Origin of the sequence: Anaerobium acetethylicum (assembly GCF_900096945.1) — a bacterium.
Lineage (GTDB): Bacteria > Bacillota > Clostridia > Lachnospirales > Lachnospiraceae > Anaerobium > Anaerobium acetethylicum.
Genome location: NZ_FMKA01000017.1, coordinates 26,480 through 44,367, shown reverse-complemented (window position 1 = coordinate 44,367; position 17,888 = coordinate 26,480). Strand labels below are relative to the sequence as shown.

17 protein-coding genes are annotated in these 17,888 nt (G+C 43.7%); all 17 read right to left on the bottom strand.

Annotated features, from left to right (window positions below; genetic code table 11):
- Positions 1 to 184: 184 nt before the first annotated feature.
- Positions 185 to 832 carry a GntR family transcriptional regulator gene (locus tag BJR36_RS12870; RefSeq protein WP_091235046.1) on the bottom strand — a complete coding sequence of 216 codons (648 nt, stop codon included), beginning with the start codon at positions 830 to 832 and terminating at the stop codon, positions 185 to 187.
- Positions 833 to 836: 4 nt separating this feature from the next.
- Entirely contained in the window at positions 837 to 1,448 is a 612-nt protein-coding gene (locus BJR36_RS12865) for a GntR family transcriptional regulator (protein ID WP_091235044.1), read from the bottom strand.
- A 96-nt stretch (positions 1,449 to 1,544) separates the two neighbouring features.
- On the bottom strand, positions 1,545 to 2,159 hold the full coding sequence (locus BJR36_RS12860) for a hypothetical protein (RefSeq protein ID WP_091235043.1): 615 nt from the start codon (positions 2,157 to 2,159) through the stop codon (positions 1,545 to 1,547).
- Positions 2,160 to 2,209: 50 nt separating this feature from the next.
- Entirely contained in the window at positions 2,210 to 2,800 is a 591-nt protein-coding gene (locus tag BJR36_RS12855; RefSeq protein ID WP_091235041.1) for a hydrolase, read from the bottom strand.
- A gap of 232 nt (positions 2,801 to 3,032) precedes the next feature.
- The gene (locus tag BJR36_RS20970; RefSeq protein ID WP_330387927.1) at positions 3,033 to 3,995 is read right to left on the bottom strand and encodes a VOC family protein; all 963 of its coding nucleotides are present in this window, start codon (positions 3,993 to 3,995) and stop codon (positions 3,033 to 3,035) included.
- 285 nt (positions 3,996 to 4,280) lie between these two features.
- Positions 4,281 to 5,408: an anaerobic sulfatase maturase gene (locus BJR36_RS12845; RefSeq protein ID WP_091235039.1), complete on the bottom strand. Its 1,128-nt coding sequence runs from the start codon at positions 5,406 to 5,408 to the stop codon at positions 4,281 to 4,283.
- Between the two features lie 82 nt (positions 5,409 to 5,490).
- Positions 5,491 to 6,858: a glycoside-pentoside-hexuronide (GPH):cation symporter gene (locus BJR36_RS12840; protein ID WP_091235037.1), complete on the bottom strand. Its 1,368-nt coding sequence runs from the start codon at positions 6,856 to 6,858 to the stop codon at positions 5,491 to 5,493.
- 14 nt (positions 6,859 to 6,872) lie between these two features.
- A complete protein-coding gene (locus BJR36_RS20075) occupies positions 6,873 to 7,049 on the bottom strand; it encodes a hypothetical protein (RefSeq protein WP_242875567.1) in 177 nt (58 codons plus the stop codon).
- 31 nt (positions 7,050 to 7,080) lie between these two features.
- A complete protein-coding gene (locus BJR36_RS12835) occupies positions 7,081 to 8,847 on the bottom strand; it encodes a sulfatase (RefSeq protein ID WP_091235035.1) in 1,767 nt (588 codons plus the stop codon).
- 107 nt (positions 8,848 to 8,954) lie between these two features.
- Positions 8,955 to 9,989, bottom strand: coding sequence for a LacI family DNA-binding transcriptional regulator (locus tag BJR36_RS12830; protein WP_091235032.1), 1,035 nt, complete (start codon positions 9,987 to 9,989; stop codon positions 8,955 to 8,957).
- Between the two features lie 291 nt (positions 9,990 to 10,280).
- A complete protein-coding gene (locus BJR36_RS12825) occupies positions 10,281 to 11,252 on the bottom strand; it encodes a flavodoxin family protein (protein WP_091235030.1) in 972 nt (323 codons plus the stop codon).
- A 202-nt stretch (positions 11,253 to 11,454) separates the two neighbouring features.
- Positions 11,455 to 12,825, bottom strand: coding sequence for an MATE family efflux transporter (locus tag BJR36_RS12820; RefSeq protein WP_169823689.1), 1,371 nt, complete (start codon positions 12,823 to 12,825; stop codon positions 11,455 to 11,457).
- A gap of 305 nt (positions 12,826 to 13,130) precedes the next feature.
- Complete coding sequence (gene leuB / locus BJR36_RS12815; RefSeq protein WP_091235026.1) at positions 13,131 to 14,213, bottom strand: 3-isopropylmalate dehydrogenase; 1,083 nt, start codon at positions 14,211 to 14,213, stop codon at positions 13,131 to 13,133.
- The gene (locus BJR36_RS12810) at positions 14,210 to 14,581 is read right to left on the bottom strand and encodes an acyl-CoA thioesterase (protein ID WP_169823688.1); all 372 of its coding nucleotides are present in this window, start codon (positions 14,579 to 14,581) and stop codon (positions 14,210 to 14,212) included. Before BJR36_RS12810 ends, leuB begins: the two co-directional genes overlap by 4 nt.
- Before the next feature lie 48 nt (positions 14,582 to 14,629).
- Entirely contained in the window at positions 14,630 to 15,337 is a 708-nt protein-coding gene (locus BJR36_RS12805) for a YczE/YyaS/YitT family protein (protein WP_091235022.1), read from the bottom strand.
- A gap of 14 nt (positions 15,338 to 15,351) precedes the next feature.
- Positions 15,352 to 16,458 carry a butyrate kinase gene (buk, locus tag BJR36_RS12800; protein WP_091235020.1) on the bottom strand — a complete coding sequence of 369 codons (1,107 nt, stop codon included), beginning with the start codon at positions 16,456 to 16,458 and terminating at the stop codon, positions 15,352 to 15,354.
- A gap of 81 nt (positions 16,459 to 16,539) precedes the next feature.
- Positions 16,540 to 17,874 (bottom strand): 2-hydroxycarboxylate transporter family protein, encoded by a 1,335-nt coding sequence (locus BJR36_RS12795; protein WP_091235018.1) that lies wholly within the window; start codon positions 17,872 to 17,874, stop codon positions 16,540 to 16,542.
- Positions 17,875 to 17,888: the final 14 nt, after the last annotated feature.

The window sequence follows — 17,888 nt, the reverse complement described above, 5'->3', positions numbered from 1 at the left end:
ATTTATTATATATTAACATCTGCATAGTAACAATGGTACAAATCCACAAATGTAAATCCGAATTTTTGTGCAATACTATCCAAATCATTTCAGCTCTTTCCCTTGCCATGGTACTCAGAGAAAGTATTCCCAACACCACAAAAGGAATCAGCTGCGCTGATTCCTTTTGATTGTACAGTTATTTCTATTCTTTATAATGCGTCAGCATATTCTCCATGCTTCTCATAATATGCTCATACATAAGATCCTTCGCTTTTTCCGCATCTCTGGCAACCAGAGCTTCAACAATTCCATCATGCTCTTTGATGCTTATCTGGGCATATTCCTCTTCTTTTATATTGCTTCCCATCGATAAACCGCTCCACATAGCTGACAGCATGGAGGTTATCTTGTCATTTCCACCCGCTCTCCATAACTCAAGATGGAAAGCCTGGTTGTATTTTGAATATTCGCTATATTCATTTTCCTGCAATGCCGTCTTCGCATTATGATATGCTTCAAGCATCGTGGTCAGATCAGCACCGCTTTTACAGACCTTATATGCAATTGCACTTTCCAGGATTGCACGGGCTTCGTAATGTTCCCTGATTGATTTTTCATTCATTCCGAGTACAATAGCGCCTTTGTTTGGCCTTAACTTCAAGAGTCCGTCTCTTGCAAGCATCTGAAACGCTTCTCTGACCGGAGTTATGGATACTCCCAGCTGATTTGATATCTCTTCAAGCGTAATGATTGTTCCCTCTTGCAATTCCCTTGCCAGTATCGCTTTTCGCAGGGTCGAAGAAACCTGCTCCCTTGCCGGTAGTAATTGAATTTTATTTAAATTCAGCATTTTTCTATATCACCTTTTCTATCATCGCATTTGCCAGACCGGTAAAATACGCATGGAATAATTCATTCAGTCTGTTCTGATCCTTAAGTCTGATCGCACTTTCAACCTCAGTCCATATGTCAATTTCTTTCGATTTCGACATTCCAAGATCTTCTAATACAAAAACAACATATCCATCCAGTAATTTTTCATGAAGAAGCTGCATATACAGATTATCCAGCACCTCGCTGAAATAGTTCAAAAGCCTGATTTCATCGCACCTGTTGTTCTTATATTCTTCGAAAATCTTTGAAAATTCCTGCCCGAAATCCTGCTCCAGGCGAAACATCTCCTGCACAAATCCTGCATGCATATGTTCAATCAGCCTGAAAATCTCCTGGATGCCTTTTGGGGTCACGCCTCTGACAACCATATGACGGTTGGGCATTCTCTGCAGAAATCCTTCCAATTCAAGGGTCTGAAATGCTTCCCTGATGGGCATTCTGGAAACGCCCAGCTCTGCCGCCACTGTCTCCTGAACCAGTTCCTCCCCGTCTTTAAGGCGATTGTGCAGTATTTCTTTCTTTATAAGGTTCGCTATATAATCCTTCGTTTGAGTTCTGTCGATTGCCTTCATCCTATAAGCCCTCCTGGTTTATATTGTATCCATTATTCATCGATAAGTCAATATCGTCTGTTGTTCAGGGCTTTCATGCAAAATCAGCATGCCTTCTTATGTATGGGACGATGGATCATAAAAGATACCATAAACCACGCCTCTTCCGAAGCCAGCCGCTCCTCCCATCACAGCCGAAACCAATACCGGCATCACGATCCGGTAATAGATTTCCCATTGTTCGTTCCGGAACCTAACAATCAAAGCATTTTCAGTAATGGGCAGACCGACAACTGTAAGAATAGCGACTACTGTCATATAAATGACTCCTGCCCAGACCTGCTTCAAAGCCAGAGCATATAGAATCCCTCCGGAAAGCCAGAAGAAGTAAAGCCACAAAGCACTGCCTTCCATAAAACCATACCCCCAGAGGCTCAGACTGAACAAAACTGCAAGCAACACATCCGCGACTTTTGAAACTTCATATGGATATTTCTTTCTAATGACCAGGTCTAGCAGCAGGGTTCCTATGATTCCTGCCGGAAGGAATATAAGGAATCCAACACCAAAGTAAATAGATTCTGTCATTCCCGCCGGCCCTCTCCAGAATGCCGTCCTGCTGACCATGTAGTAAATAACGCCCGAAACAGATCCGCCAAGCAAGAAGAAAACTGCTCCGCAAACCATTATAAACAGAGGATACAGAAACAGCCGAATCTTTCTTTGCCTCATAGGTCTCCCCCCTTTTACTTTTCATCTTCACCGGGACATCATCCGTATTCTTATTCTTCCATTCCTGCCATCTCTTCGTTTACCGTTTCCTCGCAGAACCGCATTGCAAGTATGGTTTTTTCAAGAAGTTCGTCAAGTTCCCATCCCAGCATCTGTGCGCCGTCCCGGATAATGTCCCTGGAGCATCCGGCTGCAAATTTTTTATCCTTGAATTTCTTTTTGAGGCTTGATGTCTCCATGTCCATCACACTCTTTGAAGGCCGCATCCTTGCCGCCGCCCCGATCAGACCGGTAAGCTCGTCTGCTGCAAAAAGAACTTTTTCCATCTGGTGCTTCGGTTCCATATCAACACAGATTCCGTGTCCATGGCTGCATATCGAATAGATCATCTCATCACTGACATTCCCTTCCTTCAACAGGTCCGGAGCCTTTTTGCAATGCTCCTCAGGATACAGTTCGAAATCGATATCATGAAGAAGCCCTACGGTTCCCCAGTATTCCGCCTCTTCCCCATATCCGAGTTCCTCCGCATACCACTTCATGACGCCTTCAACCGTCAGCGCATGCAGTAAATGAAATGCCTCCTTGTTGTATTTCTTCAGAAGTTCTAACGCTTCTGCTCTTGTAATTGTACTTTCCATACCGTTTTGCTCCTTCCTCCTATATGAACTTCTATACTATAGGAACCTGATTAGAAATGCCATTCAAATGCAGGTACCAGCTTCTGTCTGTTATTCCACGGTAACTATTCAGGACTACGTCCCTCATAGTCACAGATGAAGCACACAAATTGCAAAATCAGCAATTTGGCGCACGCATGTCTCGGGTTTTCATGCAAATTCAGCATAAAAACACCTTGCGAGACAGGGGTTCTTAACAGTTACATTCCACGATTTCTATCTGATTGCCCTCTCCATCCAGAACGCAGCTTTCATAATATCCGTCCCCAGTCGTCCTCGGACCGCTAAGCACCGTATATCCGTCTTTCCTAAGCTGTTCAGTCAGCTCATCCACCTGCTGCCTGCTGCCTGCGTTGAAAGCCAGATGGGCATAACCATACTGCATCTCTTTATTTCCATCGCCGCACAGTCCGGGCCTGGTCATGATTTCCAGGCGTCCTTCACCAGAAAAAGTTAAAAAATACGTCTCCAGCCCTGTCTTTTTGTTGTGATACTTTTCGTTTGCTGACGCACCAAAATATTTCCGATAGAACTCCTTCATGCCCTCCAGGTCCTTCACATACAGTGCGACATGATTGATCTTCATCCTTGCGGCATTTACAGTGCAGCGAAAACCTTTTTTCTCCCAGTCGTAGGCAATCTCTTCACCCATCACTCGCAGGACCTCGACAAAACGTCTGACAGCGGCATGATTGCGGTGGATTTTCCCCGAGAGTTCCTCTGCCGTAATTCCCGGATGACGCCTGATTTCTCTTAGAATCGTGAATGCATCGGACAGATTGCTGATTGTATTCTCCTCTTTTTTCGCTTTCTTATGGGCTTTCTCCAGTATTTTTCCAAGTTCAGGTTCCAGCTCTTCAAAATCCCGAAAGACAATGGCTCGGGAAGCCTCTGAAAGACGATCGGGCTGACCGGCAATCATGATCCGTTCTGTCAGATTTCCATCCAACTCCGTATAGAACGCCGTCAGTTTCCTGCATGCTTCCTCATCCAGCGCATTCCTGCTGACAATAGACATAAAATAGTCCGCATCCATCAGTTCCTCATAATCCGCTGCTTCAACCAGCCCGCATTCCATTTCCTTCAAATGGGTTCGGACTATTGTTTTCTGACTTTCTGTCAGGCCAAAAGTAATTGCATAATTGCTGTCCAGCATAATAATACCTCCTGTAAAATACGACCGTTTTTATTCTATTATACTACCATACAAACTTCCTATCACGTAAATATCGGCAAAGAAGAATGCGGCGCCGCATAACGCCTGAAATTTATTTGATGTCATCATTCCATGAAATGCAGGTCACAAATCAACTATTGGTTTTTAACATCAAACGAAAAAAAGAGCAAAGTTATTCGTCTTTGCCCTCTTTTACTATTATTGAAATTATGCTGCTATCGGATGCATGATTACCTGGCGATTTCTCTGGGAATCACCACCTGATCATTCATTCTGACCCCTGCTTCCCTGTTTTATCCTGTCTGCAATTTCCAGCATCCTTGGCAGACAGGCATCGAAGAACATCCTGAATGATTCACAAAAATACTGTTCATGGGGTTCCTGTGGCTGCCTGTTCCTCCTGCATCCACCACGGCACAAGGCATAATATCTGCACTGCCTGCAGGTTTCACTGTGTTCCATGGATTCTTCGACAAACCGGATCTTCTTCCTTGCTTCGTCAATCTCCACGACAGTATTGTCATTGAAATTGCCGAGCCTCTTATCATCCAGCACATAGAAATCACATGGATACACAGATCCGTCCGCCTCTACCACATACTGGTTCCCGCACACGCCTCTCATGTCGCAGGATTCGGGCGCATGGCCCAGCAGCATGGCGATATAGTTTTCAAACTGCCGGATATAGGGCTGTTCTCCCCGCTTCAGATCCTCGTACCACAAATCAAAAAGGCTGATCAGAAAGTGGCCGTAAGCCTCAGGCGTCAGGGAATACTCCCGTTTTCCCGGCTCCTCTCCCAGGGGATCCAGACATGCGATGAACTGCAGATAGTCCAGCCCGTTCTTTTTAAAGAACTGATAGTTTCGCTCAATCTGGCGCGCCGATTTTCCGTTTACCACTGACAGTATGTTGAACTCCACTCCTGTACTTCTGAACAGGTCCACCGTCTTGATCACCTGGTGGAAGCTGCCTTCCCCTTTGGCGTTTTTACGGTACCTGTCATGGACCTTCGGAACTCCGTCTATGGAAACCCCTATGAGGAACTTATGCTCTGTAAAGAATTCCGCCCATTCCCTGTCTATGCTGTATCCATTCGTCTGAAGCGCATTATTTATTCTGACCTTGTTTACATTGTGTTTTTTCTGAAGCTCGATCGATTTCTTAAAGAAATCAAGCCCGCGGAGTGTGGGCTCCCCACCCTGGTAGGCGATGGTGCACTCGCCCTCGGCGAAAGCCAGCACCTCTCTGATCACCGCTTCCAGCGTCTGCTCTGTCATAAATCCATATGAAGGCTGCTCCCGTTTTGCCATGGTATCGTAATAGAAGCAGTATTCGCAGCGCAGGTTGCAGTTTCCAGATGAAGGTTTTATTAATACATGGATTGGCGGCATTTTTGTGATCCTTTCTGAAACTCATTTTTATATACCATATCAAAATAATGTTTTCTTTGCAAGGGATAACAATGCGCTTTCCTTATATAGCCGCTTCCTTCTGCATGTTTCTCAAATCCAGTTCACTCCGGATCTGACTATACTTTTCATTTGTGATTTCATAGAAGTACATGGAAATCAGTGAAGCAACATATCCGAGTACCGGCATTCCAAACCTAAGGAATACGATCATATTGTTTACGGCATCCGTCTGCGCGACATTCGGAACAAAACCAACTTTTGCAAGGGCAAAACTTACCATTGCACCTCCAAATGCCATTCCCAATTTATTCATAAATGTGAGGGATGATGATATCAGGCCATCTCCACGTGCGCCATATTTCCACTCCGCATAATCCACACATTCAGGAAGCATCGCCCAGCCAAGATTTGCCGGAATCCTTGAGATAAATCCAAATGCAGCCATCATGCTCATCAACACCATAACAGGAGCAGTCGGCCTGAACCACATAACCGCCAGGGGAATGATTGAAAATAAACTTCCCAGCCAGTAAAGCCTTTTTTTCCCGAGCCACTTAGCAAGAACAGGTAATATTGGGAGCGTTATAATTCCTGCAAACAGAATTGCTGAAGCCACTTTCGGAACCAGGTCCATACGATTTAACACATATTTGAAATAATACATATTTGCTGCGCTATAGGATGCGTTTGCAAGCACATCGGTTCCAAATGCAATCATGAGCATGACCATCGGCTTGTTTCCAAAGATAAGCTTCAAATCATCCTTCAGGCTGAAGGATTGCTGCGGAACATCCATGTCTACCACATCATATTTCTTTCCGCCCCATGCACAGATCCAGAAGGAAACAGTCGTTACCACACCTATAAGAACGCCATACATTGCCCAGCCTTGTTTTCCCCCTCCAAACAGCTCAACTAATGGCAGTGCCATGATTGTAATGACAAACTGCGCAACAGTCCCCATGCCCTGCTTCCAGGAAACGATTACCGTTCTTTGGTATGGATCCTTTGAAATCACAGGTGTCAGTGAATGATATGGGATATTTACAATCGTTGATGCCAGTGAATATGTAATATAGACAGCATACACATATACGATTTTCATGTTAGGAGACAGTTCCGGAGCCGTAAACAGCATGAATACCAGTACTCCTAGCAGCGGTGCTCCGATAATGATCCATGGGCGGTATTTTCCCAACTTGCTTCTGGTGTGATCCCCAATCATCCCCATTAGCGGATCAGTAAACGCGTCAATCAGGCGCGCTATCAGCATCAGACCTGCCACAACCATCGAATCGATTCCAAAGATATCAGTATAGAAAAATGTCAAATAAGACATGGTAAGTATAAATGCAAGATTGGATCCTAAACCACCGAATGAATATTTGAAAACATCTAAAAACGAAGCTTTTGCGTATTTACTGTTCATAATATTTTTCTCCTTTAATTGTTCATTAATCGGGTCAGAAAATTCTTCTCCGCCCGCATATCCTTCTGGAACGGTACTACATCACAGGTATCCTGATAGTGTTCCAGCAGACGTTCCTTCATATCCAGAAGGACCTCTCTGTAGAACGGATCATTTATCCGGTTATCTGTTTCATTTGGATCATTCTTCAAATCATATAATTCGTCAGACTCATAGCGCCGCCTATTCTGTCCTGCTATTCAAAAGTGTAAAATACATGACCATTTCCCTTGACTGTTCCGGAACGACTATCTTTATAAGCTCTATCATGTCCGCCTCATCAATTTTTCCTCCTTCTGCCACTTCTCTCAGCATCCTGACTACCTCCTCCGATTTCTCCGGCATCAGGAATTTATGCAGCGTATGGTACATATTGACTGCGCCTTCTGTCCAGCTGCACTGCTCAAGACCTATCGGCATGCGCATTTCTTTCGCCTCTCTGTTTGAATCTTCCACCTCCTGTTTTGTGACCTCTCTTCCTTCCGGAAATCCAAACTTTGCAAAACGTTCCTGCGGGCATTCATTCTCCCCCATTGCACGTATCATCAGATTGGCCATTTCAGTCTCTTTTTCTATATCATAAACCGGATGTTTCTGCATCGGATCATTCTGCAGATCATACAGCCTGGTACCATAGTTTGCCGGATCCGTCATGCCGGCGGCTGCTTTTATCTTCATTGTCCTGCAGCCCTTCGTAAATGCAAACGGTTCCTGCAGCTGGATATCCTGAAGCTCGGATGGCTGGAACATGCTGCGCATATGAGTGGGCATCAGGGTGTATTCATAAATTGGCTGCCCATCTCCACTTTTCGGCGCTCTCATATAGACCCATCTTCCGTCCGTGATATTGGTATGTCCTTCATGATACCCGAAAAGGGCATAGTCGCGGACCGGTTCGCTTTCTTCTATCGCCTTCCTGAGCGATTTTCCCTGCATGTCTTTCGGAATCGGAAGATTGAAATACTCGAGAACGGTCGCCGGAAGATCAATCGTCTGGGTCAGCATGCCACGGCGTTCGCCTCTGACTTTGCTCCTCGGATCATATATGAACAGGGGCGTTCTTGCGATTTCATCGTAGGTAGGCATTACCGTCTTGCTCCACCACCCGTGCTCACCGAGAAGATAGCCATGGTCCGTGTTGACAATAAGCATCGTATCCTTCCACATGTCATGCTCATCCATAAAATCCAGCACCTTACCAAGGTATCTGTCGCACATGGTTATCAGCGCTGCATATTCAAATCTCATATGTCGTACCGATTCCTCTCCTTCCGTCACGAAATAGTAAGGCGGCCAGTCCTTCATGAGGCCGTCATATTCATGAGGATACAGCTTTTTATATTCCTCCTGGGTGAAGAATGGCTCATGGGGGTCAAAGGTTTCAATCTGCAGGAACCAGTCATCTGCCTCGTGATTCTTTTCAAGAAATTCAAGTCCTGCCTGAAAGGTTACTGCCTGTGGCATCTTTTCTTCTGCGTCAATATACTTGCGGTTTACTGCGTCATGCTTATGCATCTTATCAAAAATCGAAAGTCCGCCTTTTCTATGGGAAGCTTCAATCAGTTCGGGCAGGGCTTTCCATGTATCTCCTTCCTGGCCTCTCGTACACTCCCAGGTGTTGTATCTGCTGTGATAGGTACATCCCCCATCTTCCCAGTAGTGCTGGTGATCTGAAACCAGATGGGTATAAATGCCGTTCATCTTGAGCATCTCCGGCATCGAATCATCAAATGGCTCCATTGGCCCCCAGCTCCTGTGGAGGAAATTATATCTTCCCGTGTGGAGTTCCCTTCTTGCGGGCATGCACGGCATACTTCCAACATAATTGCAGTCGAACGTTACTGACTTTTCAGCCAGCCTTGTGAAATTCGGGGTCTTTACCCAGTCACATCCATAAGGTTCCAGCATCTTTCGGTTTAAAGAGTCATACATTACCATTATTGCTTTCATATTTCTGATTCCTTTCTTATCGTCTTTGCGCTTTTGAAAACGTTTTCAAATTTATGTGTAAACAAAGGGTTTGCCATGCAGACCCTTGTTGTTATTTTTTTTCTGCTTTAGTTCCTGTCTTTGATTGACTCTCTCTCAATGTATACGGTCTCAAATTCCATGGAATGATCCGAAATTTCCTGTCCCTCTACACATCCAATGAGCAAGTCTGCTGCACCGGCTCCCATCTCGAATACAGGAACATAGAATGCATCGATTGCCGGATACGAACGCTGACCCTGACCCTTCTTATGCTCAACCGCAATAACCGACAGGTCATCCGGAATATGAAGTTCCAGCTCTGCACTTGCGCTTAAAAGGATACCGATGCTCTCCATTCCTGAAATGCAGACCGCAGTATATTTTTCTTCCTGAACATATTTCTTTAGGTTCTCGACCCAGTACTTCCTGTCAGATGCTCCTGTCGAATCAGAGATAATCAGCTGAATCCTGACCTCCGGCATGTGTTCCCTAATCCGGTCGGCTACGTTTTTGAACAGCTCCTTATGCATATACCATATATGGATCAGAATATCCCTGTGATTTTTCTGGTAAAGGGTTTCCACCATCTTGTACATGTAGACTTCATACTGTGCATATACATTGTACCCTTTTTTATGGAATCTCTTTCCGATATATATCATAGGATATTCTTCTTCCAAAAGCTGCTTGAACGCTTCCTCAGCAGATGATTTTTGAGTCAGCCCGCTGATCAGCAGACCATCTACCCTTTTCTGGCTGACATATTCCAGGAATTTCGGTTTTGCCATCTTCTTTTTTTCATATTCGTCATTTTCACTAATCAATACGAGGCTGTAATTATGCCTGGAAAGAACCTGCTCCATTCCTTTCAGGAGCTCCAGGTTGTAGTCTGAGTCGAAGATGGATCCTGTCGAATGCGGGAAATAGACTCCTATCATGTGAGAGGTCTGCTTTACAAGACCCCGTCCGAACTGATTCGGTTCATAATTGAAATATTCCATCGCTTCCCTGACAGCCGCGGCTTTGTTATCGCTGACTGTCGCGCTGCTATTGATAATCCTTGATACTGTTGCAATAGAGACACCGGCTCTCTTTGCCACGTCATGAATAGATGCTGCCATGCTGTCCCGCCTTTCTGAAAACGTTTTCAAAACTTGCAAAAAAAATATAACTTTTTAAGTTGCATTAACTATAACAAATTATCTGGTTTGTTACAATTGCTATTATAGATAATTTGTCAGCCATATTTTTGTTGCTTTTTAACATATTATAAAAAACAAAGTGTCTTCGTCCTCAATCTTGAGGGTAAAGACACTTTGTCGTGCTGAGGGCTGATTGATGCAGGTAGATCAAATACCGTAAGCTCGAAGCCAGATTGCCAGAACACCCGACCTGCCTTTCTCATCATTCACTTACTCTGCTATATATTTCTCGAAATTTTTGTATACTTCCATCTTCGCATCCAGCATTTCTTTGTTTGCCATAATCTTAGGTGCACAGATTGCTCCAAATCCCTGGATTTCTGTTGTGTGCTCACGAAGTCCAGCGAAGGTTCCCCTTGCTCTTGCCTGCTGCTTCTCAGAGAATTCTACATTTACGCGCTCTCCATCTACTGAAAGTTTTCCTTCGATACCACAGATTGGACATTCAACGGTTGTTGTTCCATTTAAAGTAATCAGGTTCTGATGACAAACCGGACAGGTTCCAACCGGACCAAACCATTCAATCTCATGATCAGCTTTTCCATATGCTTCTGAAGTCTGTTTACCCATCTCATGAATTTCGGACATTAGTTTTTCGTCTAAAATAGGGTTTCCAGTAGTACCCATATTGTGTGCATCATAATTTCCGATCACTTTCATCATTGCAGGAAAACCAAACAGATGCATAGTTGCCGTACCCATGGATACCCAGTTCTGAGTTATGGCTCCGCCAACAGAAATATAGGAAACATAACGCTTTTTCAGACGTTCCTGTGGAAATGCATCCGGATCTCCAGGCGCTTCCCCATTTCTTCTCTTATCCAGCACCCAGTTGATTGCAGATACATCGTGTCTGCATGAGAAACGATCCACCATATTCTTAAACTGGCCTACCGGCTGCAGCACATAAACAGGAGCACCCACAATCAGACAATCTGCTTCACGGATAGCATTTTCCAGCATCTGCATATCGTCTTTTACGATACAGTCATTGTCATTGCCCTTTTCAAGATTTTTTGAACATGCACCACATCCTGTACAGCGGTCAATTGTCAGTTTGTTTGTATTGATAAATTTTATTTCTGCATCTGGTGCTCCTTCTTTAGCACCAAACAGTGCTTCCTTTACCATAATGTCTGTATTTGCATTCTTTTTGCCGAATGATATACCTAATATTTTCATGTTGCTCTCCTTCTTTTTGGGTATTCTTTTGTGTTTGTTTACATTCTAACAGTATATACATTCAACGTCTGCATCCTTAACGGTTAAAAAAGTGTATGATTTTGACCTTTTCTCATATTCGAATTAAGGATCGATGCTGAAAGGTCAAAAATCATACTCATAAAAGCAACTTCTATTCCATTATTCCTATATTACCACTGCTCTAAACAATATGAATCCACTTCCTGCTTCTGAATCTCCATATGCACCATATTACCTTGACTATACAGTCGGATTTCAAGCAGATATATATGGCTGCAGGCGGCCAACGGAACCAGAATGCCGCTAAACACCCCAAAGGTACTGATAATATCCATAAGAACAGTACATCCGCCACCATCAGAAACCTGGTATCGCCTCCGCCTCTTAATACTCCTTTTGTCATGACCTCCTCGATAATCTGGAATATAACGATGAAGCTCACTGCCCTCATCAGTTCTCCCGTTGCTTTTACTGTTTCCGGACTGACATTATAAAGACCTATGAAAGGCTCAGAAATGATATTGAGCAGGAAACATGCTGCAATACTGGCAATCAGACTGATCTTCAAAAATTCCTTTCCCTGCGCAAATGCCTCTTCCACCTTTTCCTGCCCAACCGCAACCCCTATCATGATACTGCTCGAGCTGTATAATCCAGAAGTAAAGACATTATAGAGCTGTACAGCCACAGAAGCGATAGCATAGGCAGAGACAAATAAAGTTCCTACATGTCCGATCACTACAACGACCAGCATATTCCCGGCTGCAAGAAGAAAATCACTGAAAAATACCGGCATGCAATATCTCACATACTGTTTTACGACTTCTTTGCAGGGCTGAAAGAAATGTCTGATCCTGTATCCGATTCTCTTTTCCCTGATGATAAAGCTCCCTGCTATAACGGCGAATTCAAAAATTCTGGCAATCAGGGTCCCCAGAGCCGCCCCCCTGATCTCCATTCTTTCCATTCCCAATCGGCCAAAAATAAATACCCAGCTGAAAAATATATTGATAAAAAATGCTCCTGCTGAACTTATAAGCGGAATGTATACCTTGCCCACATTCCTCAACATAAAAGTTGTAGTCAATGCTATCCCGAAAAAGAAATAGGAAAAGGCTGATATCCTGAGATACTCCGCACCATATCCAATAATCTCTGCATCACGTGTTAGAAATCCCATGACTTTTTCCGGGAAAAATCCTGAAACGGCAGAAAACAGCAGAATCATGCACATTTCAAATCTATACATCAAAGTAGCCGTTTTACGGAAACTTATCAAATTGTTCTTTCCGAAAAACTGTGCAGTCAGCACCGCTGCCCCTGAGCCTATTCCGAGGCTCAGGATATAAAATACGGATATATACTGATTCGCCAATGACGCAGCAGACAGCTGTTCTTCCCCAAAATGCCCCAGCATAATGGTGCCAATCATATTGATTCCTATTGTTATGATGCTTTGGCAAATGACCGGAAATGCTATAGACAGCATTTTCAGATAAAAGCTTTTTTTCATATTGGACATTTCCAGTTCCCTCTCCATTATTACTTTCATTTTCATTAATCTAGTGTGCTGGCACATTGATATCTTGTCAAACATATTCCATAAGTCCGACCGCACATCCCACGGGAGGTCTGCGTTATAGGAAATGAGCAATTTACTATAATGTAAGAAAGCATGAGGCTGCATCCGCAGTCCCATGCTTTCTTGGGCAGAAATTGGTTACAATTATCGGAGATCTAATAATATACGACCGCTATCTTGTATATCGTTTTAGTATAACGTTACTCCTTTTATAGGATAACTTATTTTCGTGATATTGTCAACTTCCAAACTTCTTCTTCATTACATCTCACTGTCTAATAAGCCAGAAGACCTGTGATTTTCTCTCCCATCTGCTTTGTAGAAAGCCACTGCTCCCCTTCTTTTGCAATATCCTTTGTCCGATAGCCCTGCTCAATGGCTTTTCTGATGGCATTTTCTATGGCAGCTGCCTCTTTCTCCAACCCAAAGCTATGGCGGAGCATCATTGCCGCAGCTGCTATCATGCCGATAGGATTCACGATTTGCTGCCCGATCATGGTTTCATCCGGATGGTGAAGCTGATTGGGCGTATAAATTCCTTTTCCATTTTTCGCAACTTCTGCCGAGGCATACAGGTACGGTGTCCCTGTTATCTGGGTTCCTTCATCTGCTATGATATCTCCAAACAGATTGGAGGTCACTATAACATCAAACTCTTTTGGACTTTCTATGATTTTCATGGCTGCCGTATCGATATAGCAGTGAGTCAGCTCAATTTCCGGATAGTGCTTTCCCACCTCTTGCACAGTGGTTCTCCATAGCTTGGAACTCCCCAACACATTTGATTTATCCAGATTGGTCACTTTATTCTTTCTTCTGCCTGCAAGTTCAAATGCGATGGCTGCCGTATCCGTAATGATTTTTTCATTATAGTATTCATATTCATAAGCTTCTTTGCCAAATTCGCCTTCTGATTTCACCTTATCCGAGCAGAATACGCCGCCAGCAATGTCTCTGACAAACACAAAATCCACACCTTGCTGAACGATACGTTCTTTCAAAGGCGATAGTTCCGATAAAACAGGATAAATGCACACCGGCCGGATATTCGTTGTTGTTTCCATTTCTTTTCTTAAGCGCATAAGTGCAAATTCAGGACGCTTCTCCTGTGGCGAATTCCGATATTTCGAAAGTCCTGTATTGCCCAACAGCACTGCTGACGCCTCCATACATATTTTCAATGACTCCTCCGGCATCGGATTCCCAACGGCATCAATCGCTTCTCCGGAAGCCATCACCGGATATAGATTCAACTGATGTTCAAATTGCCTGCATACTGATTTAAGGATCTCAAGTGCCGATTCCATCATTTCCGGACCGACACCATCTCCTTTGATGACAGCTATATTTAAAATCATATTTCCTCCACTACTTTCTTCGGTTTTCCACTTTCATCTAATGCAACATAGACAAATACGGCTTCGGCTGCATTTTCCCGCCTGCCATTGCCTTTATCCACGCTTACTTCTATCATCACACGCAGCGATGTCTTTCCGACAGATAGTATCCTGCCTTCAACATCAATAAAATCCCCCCCGCAGATAGGTTTCATAAACAGCACAGTTTCAATTGCTACTGTAGCAACCTTGGAGTTTGCGTACCTTGCGGCAGTAATCCCTGCTATTTCATCCATCCAGCTCAATAATTTCCCGCCGAATAAGGTACTATTTCTGTTTGTCATAGCAGGCATGATTGATCTCGACATTTTTGTCACATATAGATCCATCCTTTTTCCCTCCTGTTGTTCTATATGCAATGTCATAAGTATACGTAATTATGACATTGCCGTGCCGGTTTCATGGGTGTGAAGCACACTGTTTGCCTTTTGGAAACAGGTTATTTCTATCATGGGTACGATGACTTTCTGCATAGGCTTCATGATTTTACCAACCAGCAGCGCACAAATAACGGTTCCTTCACGGATTCCCTCAATCCCTCCCAAAAACATCAAGGAAAGCATAATGCCGATGACCACAACGGTACAGTCCATGATTACTTTTACATCATGAAAGGGCAGTTTCCTGAATATTTTCACATTTATGGCAGCAGTCATCCCTTCCATGGGCATATTTACCAGTTTCACATCTACATACAGGCATACCCCTAAAGCAACCAGCAAAATGCTGATTACCAGCATGCATAACTGCCCTGCATAGGTCGGGATAGTGAAATCTCCCAGGACAGACTTGGCAAAGTTCACGAAATACCCAAATATTGTTGAAAAGACTAACTGGGTCAGGTTAATCCACTTAAATTCCTTCCTCAATATCACAATTTGTATAAGAATGTAAAACGAGAAAAGTGCAATCACGCATATCCCGACCTCGTTACCTGTAATCAGACTGATTATGTAAGGCAATGAATTGACAGGGGAAACTCCCAACTTGGAATTGATTGAAAAAGCAACACCGAATGCCAGGCAGAGCAGCCCGATCATATAAAAAAGGATTCTTATTATAAACTTTCTATTTTTTATATTCATGCAATTTCCACCCTTTATTCTATCGAAAAACCAGACCATACTGGTTCACCGGTATAATTTTTTGCTTCTTCTGCACCTGATAAAACACGTACCGCCCCGGCAGCCAGTGCCTCCATCTCAAATTCTCCAGGCATGACTTCCATCGGAGCAATAAAAGCAAGCATATCTCTCAGCTTTCCTGTTACATATTTATCATGAGAAATGCCCCCTGTCAGGATAATCGCATCTACCTTTCCGCGAAGCGCTGCCGCCATGGAACCTGCTGTTTTTCCAATCTGATAAACCATTGCATCGTATACCAGTTTTGCATAAGGATCTCCATTATTCATCGCTGCCTCAACTTCCCTGGCATCCGACGTATTTAAATGATCAACAAAGCCGCCTGTTTTTGTCACTTTGTCACGCAGTTCCCTCTCTGTGAATTTTCCGGAAAAGCACATGGTAATTACATCCTTTACCGGAAGCTGTCCGCATCGTGTCGGCGCCATAGGTCCATCGCCATTCGCAATATCATTGGAATCTATCATCTTTCCCTGACGGTGTGCAGTAACCGAGATTCCGCCGCCGATATGGCAGATGATCAGATTTAAGTCTTCATATTTTTTGCCAGCCTTTAGTCCATAGCGGATCCCGATTTCTTTCTGGTTCAGGGCATGTATCCTGCTTTCACGATATACTCCCTTTAGCCCTGTCACTCTTGCAACATCAATGAACTCATCTACATCCGGTGGGTTTACGACAAACGACTGTCCGCCATATTCTTTTGCAAATGCATCTGCCAGCTGTGCCCCTAAGGTGGCTGGATGTTTTACCGTAAAACCGGCTCTTGCATGCTCCAGCAATTTTTCACCGATCTGATAAACACCACCTTCGATGTTTACAAGTCCGCCGCCGCGTGCCGAAAAAGCATCTACGCCATCTAAAGTCAGATTTTCTTTTTTCAGTTCTTCCAGAATTGTTTCTTTTCTATAATCAAACTGGTCGCTGATTTCTTTGAACTCTTTTAACCGCTCTGCGTCATGGGACACATTCTTTGAAAAAACCGTCTTATCTCCTTCAAACATTGCGATTTTTGTTGAAGTAGAGCCAGGATTGATTGTAAATACTTTATATGAATTCATGATTTTTTCCTCCCTTTTAGGTCAAAGAAGGCATGGCAATATAAGCCGCCATGCCCGGATATCTAAATAGTTACTAATTTATTACATAAACAATGGATATAACAATCCGATCCAGATGACCATCAGTGCTCCACCGATTCGTGTTGAAATAGAAGCAAACGCCAACAGGTTCATACGGTTAGCTGCCGAAAGTACTGCAATATCGCCGCTTCCGCCGATATTACAGCAGCATAAGCCTGCAGTAACACCCGCTTCATATGGCCACAGGCCGAATAACTTAGCAAAAACCGCTGCTCCGAGAAATGCTCCAAACACTCCCAGAAAAATAATCACAAATGCTCCAACCGTAAAGAAGGCTCCTATTGCAGAGAAATTCAAAGATTTGATGCCAATGCCTGCAATCAGCATAGGAAGAAGCGCTCTTAAAGCAAAATTCATGGAGTATACAGTATTATCTGCAATCTTGTCAGGCATAAGTCCCGTGCTCTTTACGATGATGCCAAGAATAATGGTCCAGGCCAATCCCGGGATTACGCTTAACCCAGGCAGATTGCCTAAAATATTTCCACCCAGATAAAAACAGAAGCTCATAAATATTCCCGAACCAAGTGCTGCATAGTCGCCTGATGTTGCCGGACGTTTTTCGCCTTCTTCAATAACCTTTTCAGTCTTAGATACCAGGATATCACCGTTTCCGTTTACGCCTTTCATTTTAGAAGTAATGCCTCCGAAAATGGCTGCCATCATAACCGCTATCACGTTTGATATGGATGCATAGGAAAGGAATTGTCCTGCCATGCCAGTCATATCTGTACCTGTAATGTCGCTGTATAAAGATGGAAGGGTAACCATAGCACCGCCTGAACCCCCGGACATAATAGGTGCACCAACATAAAATAAAGCTTCAAATACGCTTGTTCCAGTAATCAATCCACCCAATGCACACGCACCCAGTGCAAAGACCTGGCTGCCAATAATGACAGGCATATATCTGGCAGTCGCTCCCAGAAGAAGCTTTCTGTCCATGATCAGAATAGATCCTACTAGCAGCATTGCAATATAGGCATCCTGGAAACCGCCACCCATTAAGACAGCAGTACCATTCACCAGTTCCTCCGGAATCCAGCCCATGAAATTCATAAATGATGTTCCTAATAATGGCAACAGACATGCTCCGCCTAAATAATTATTGAAAATAGGAATCGTATTGCCAAGCCAGAAAAACAGACCTCCCACTGCCATCAAAAACGCAATGGTACCGATATAATTGGATGCTATATATTCCCCGGCTTCATTTGAGAAGATTTTTACCGTGGGCATGAATCCCATATAGGTTGTGATCATAACTACTATAAAAAATGGAATGAAAATTTTGAAAGATAATCCGCATACATTGAAATTGATTTTTTTACTCATTCTCGTAATTCCTC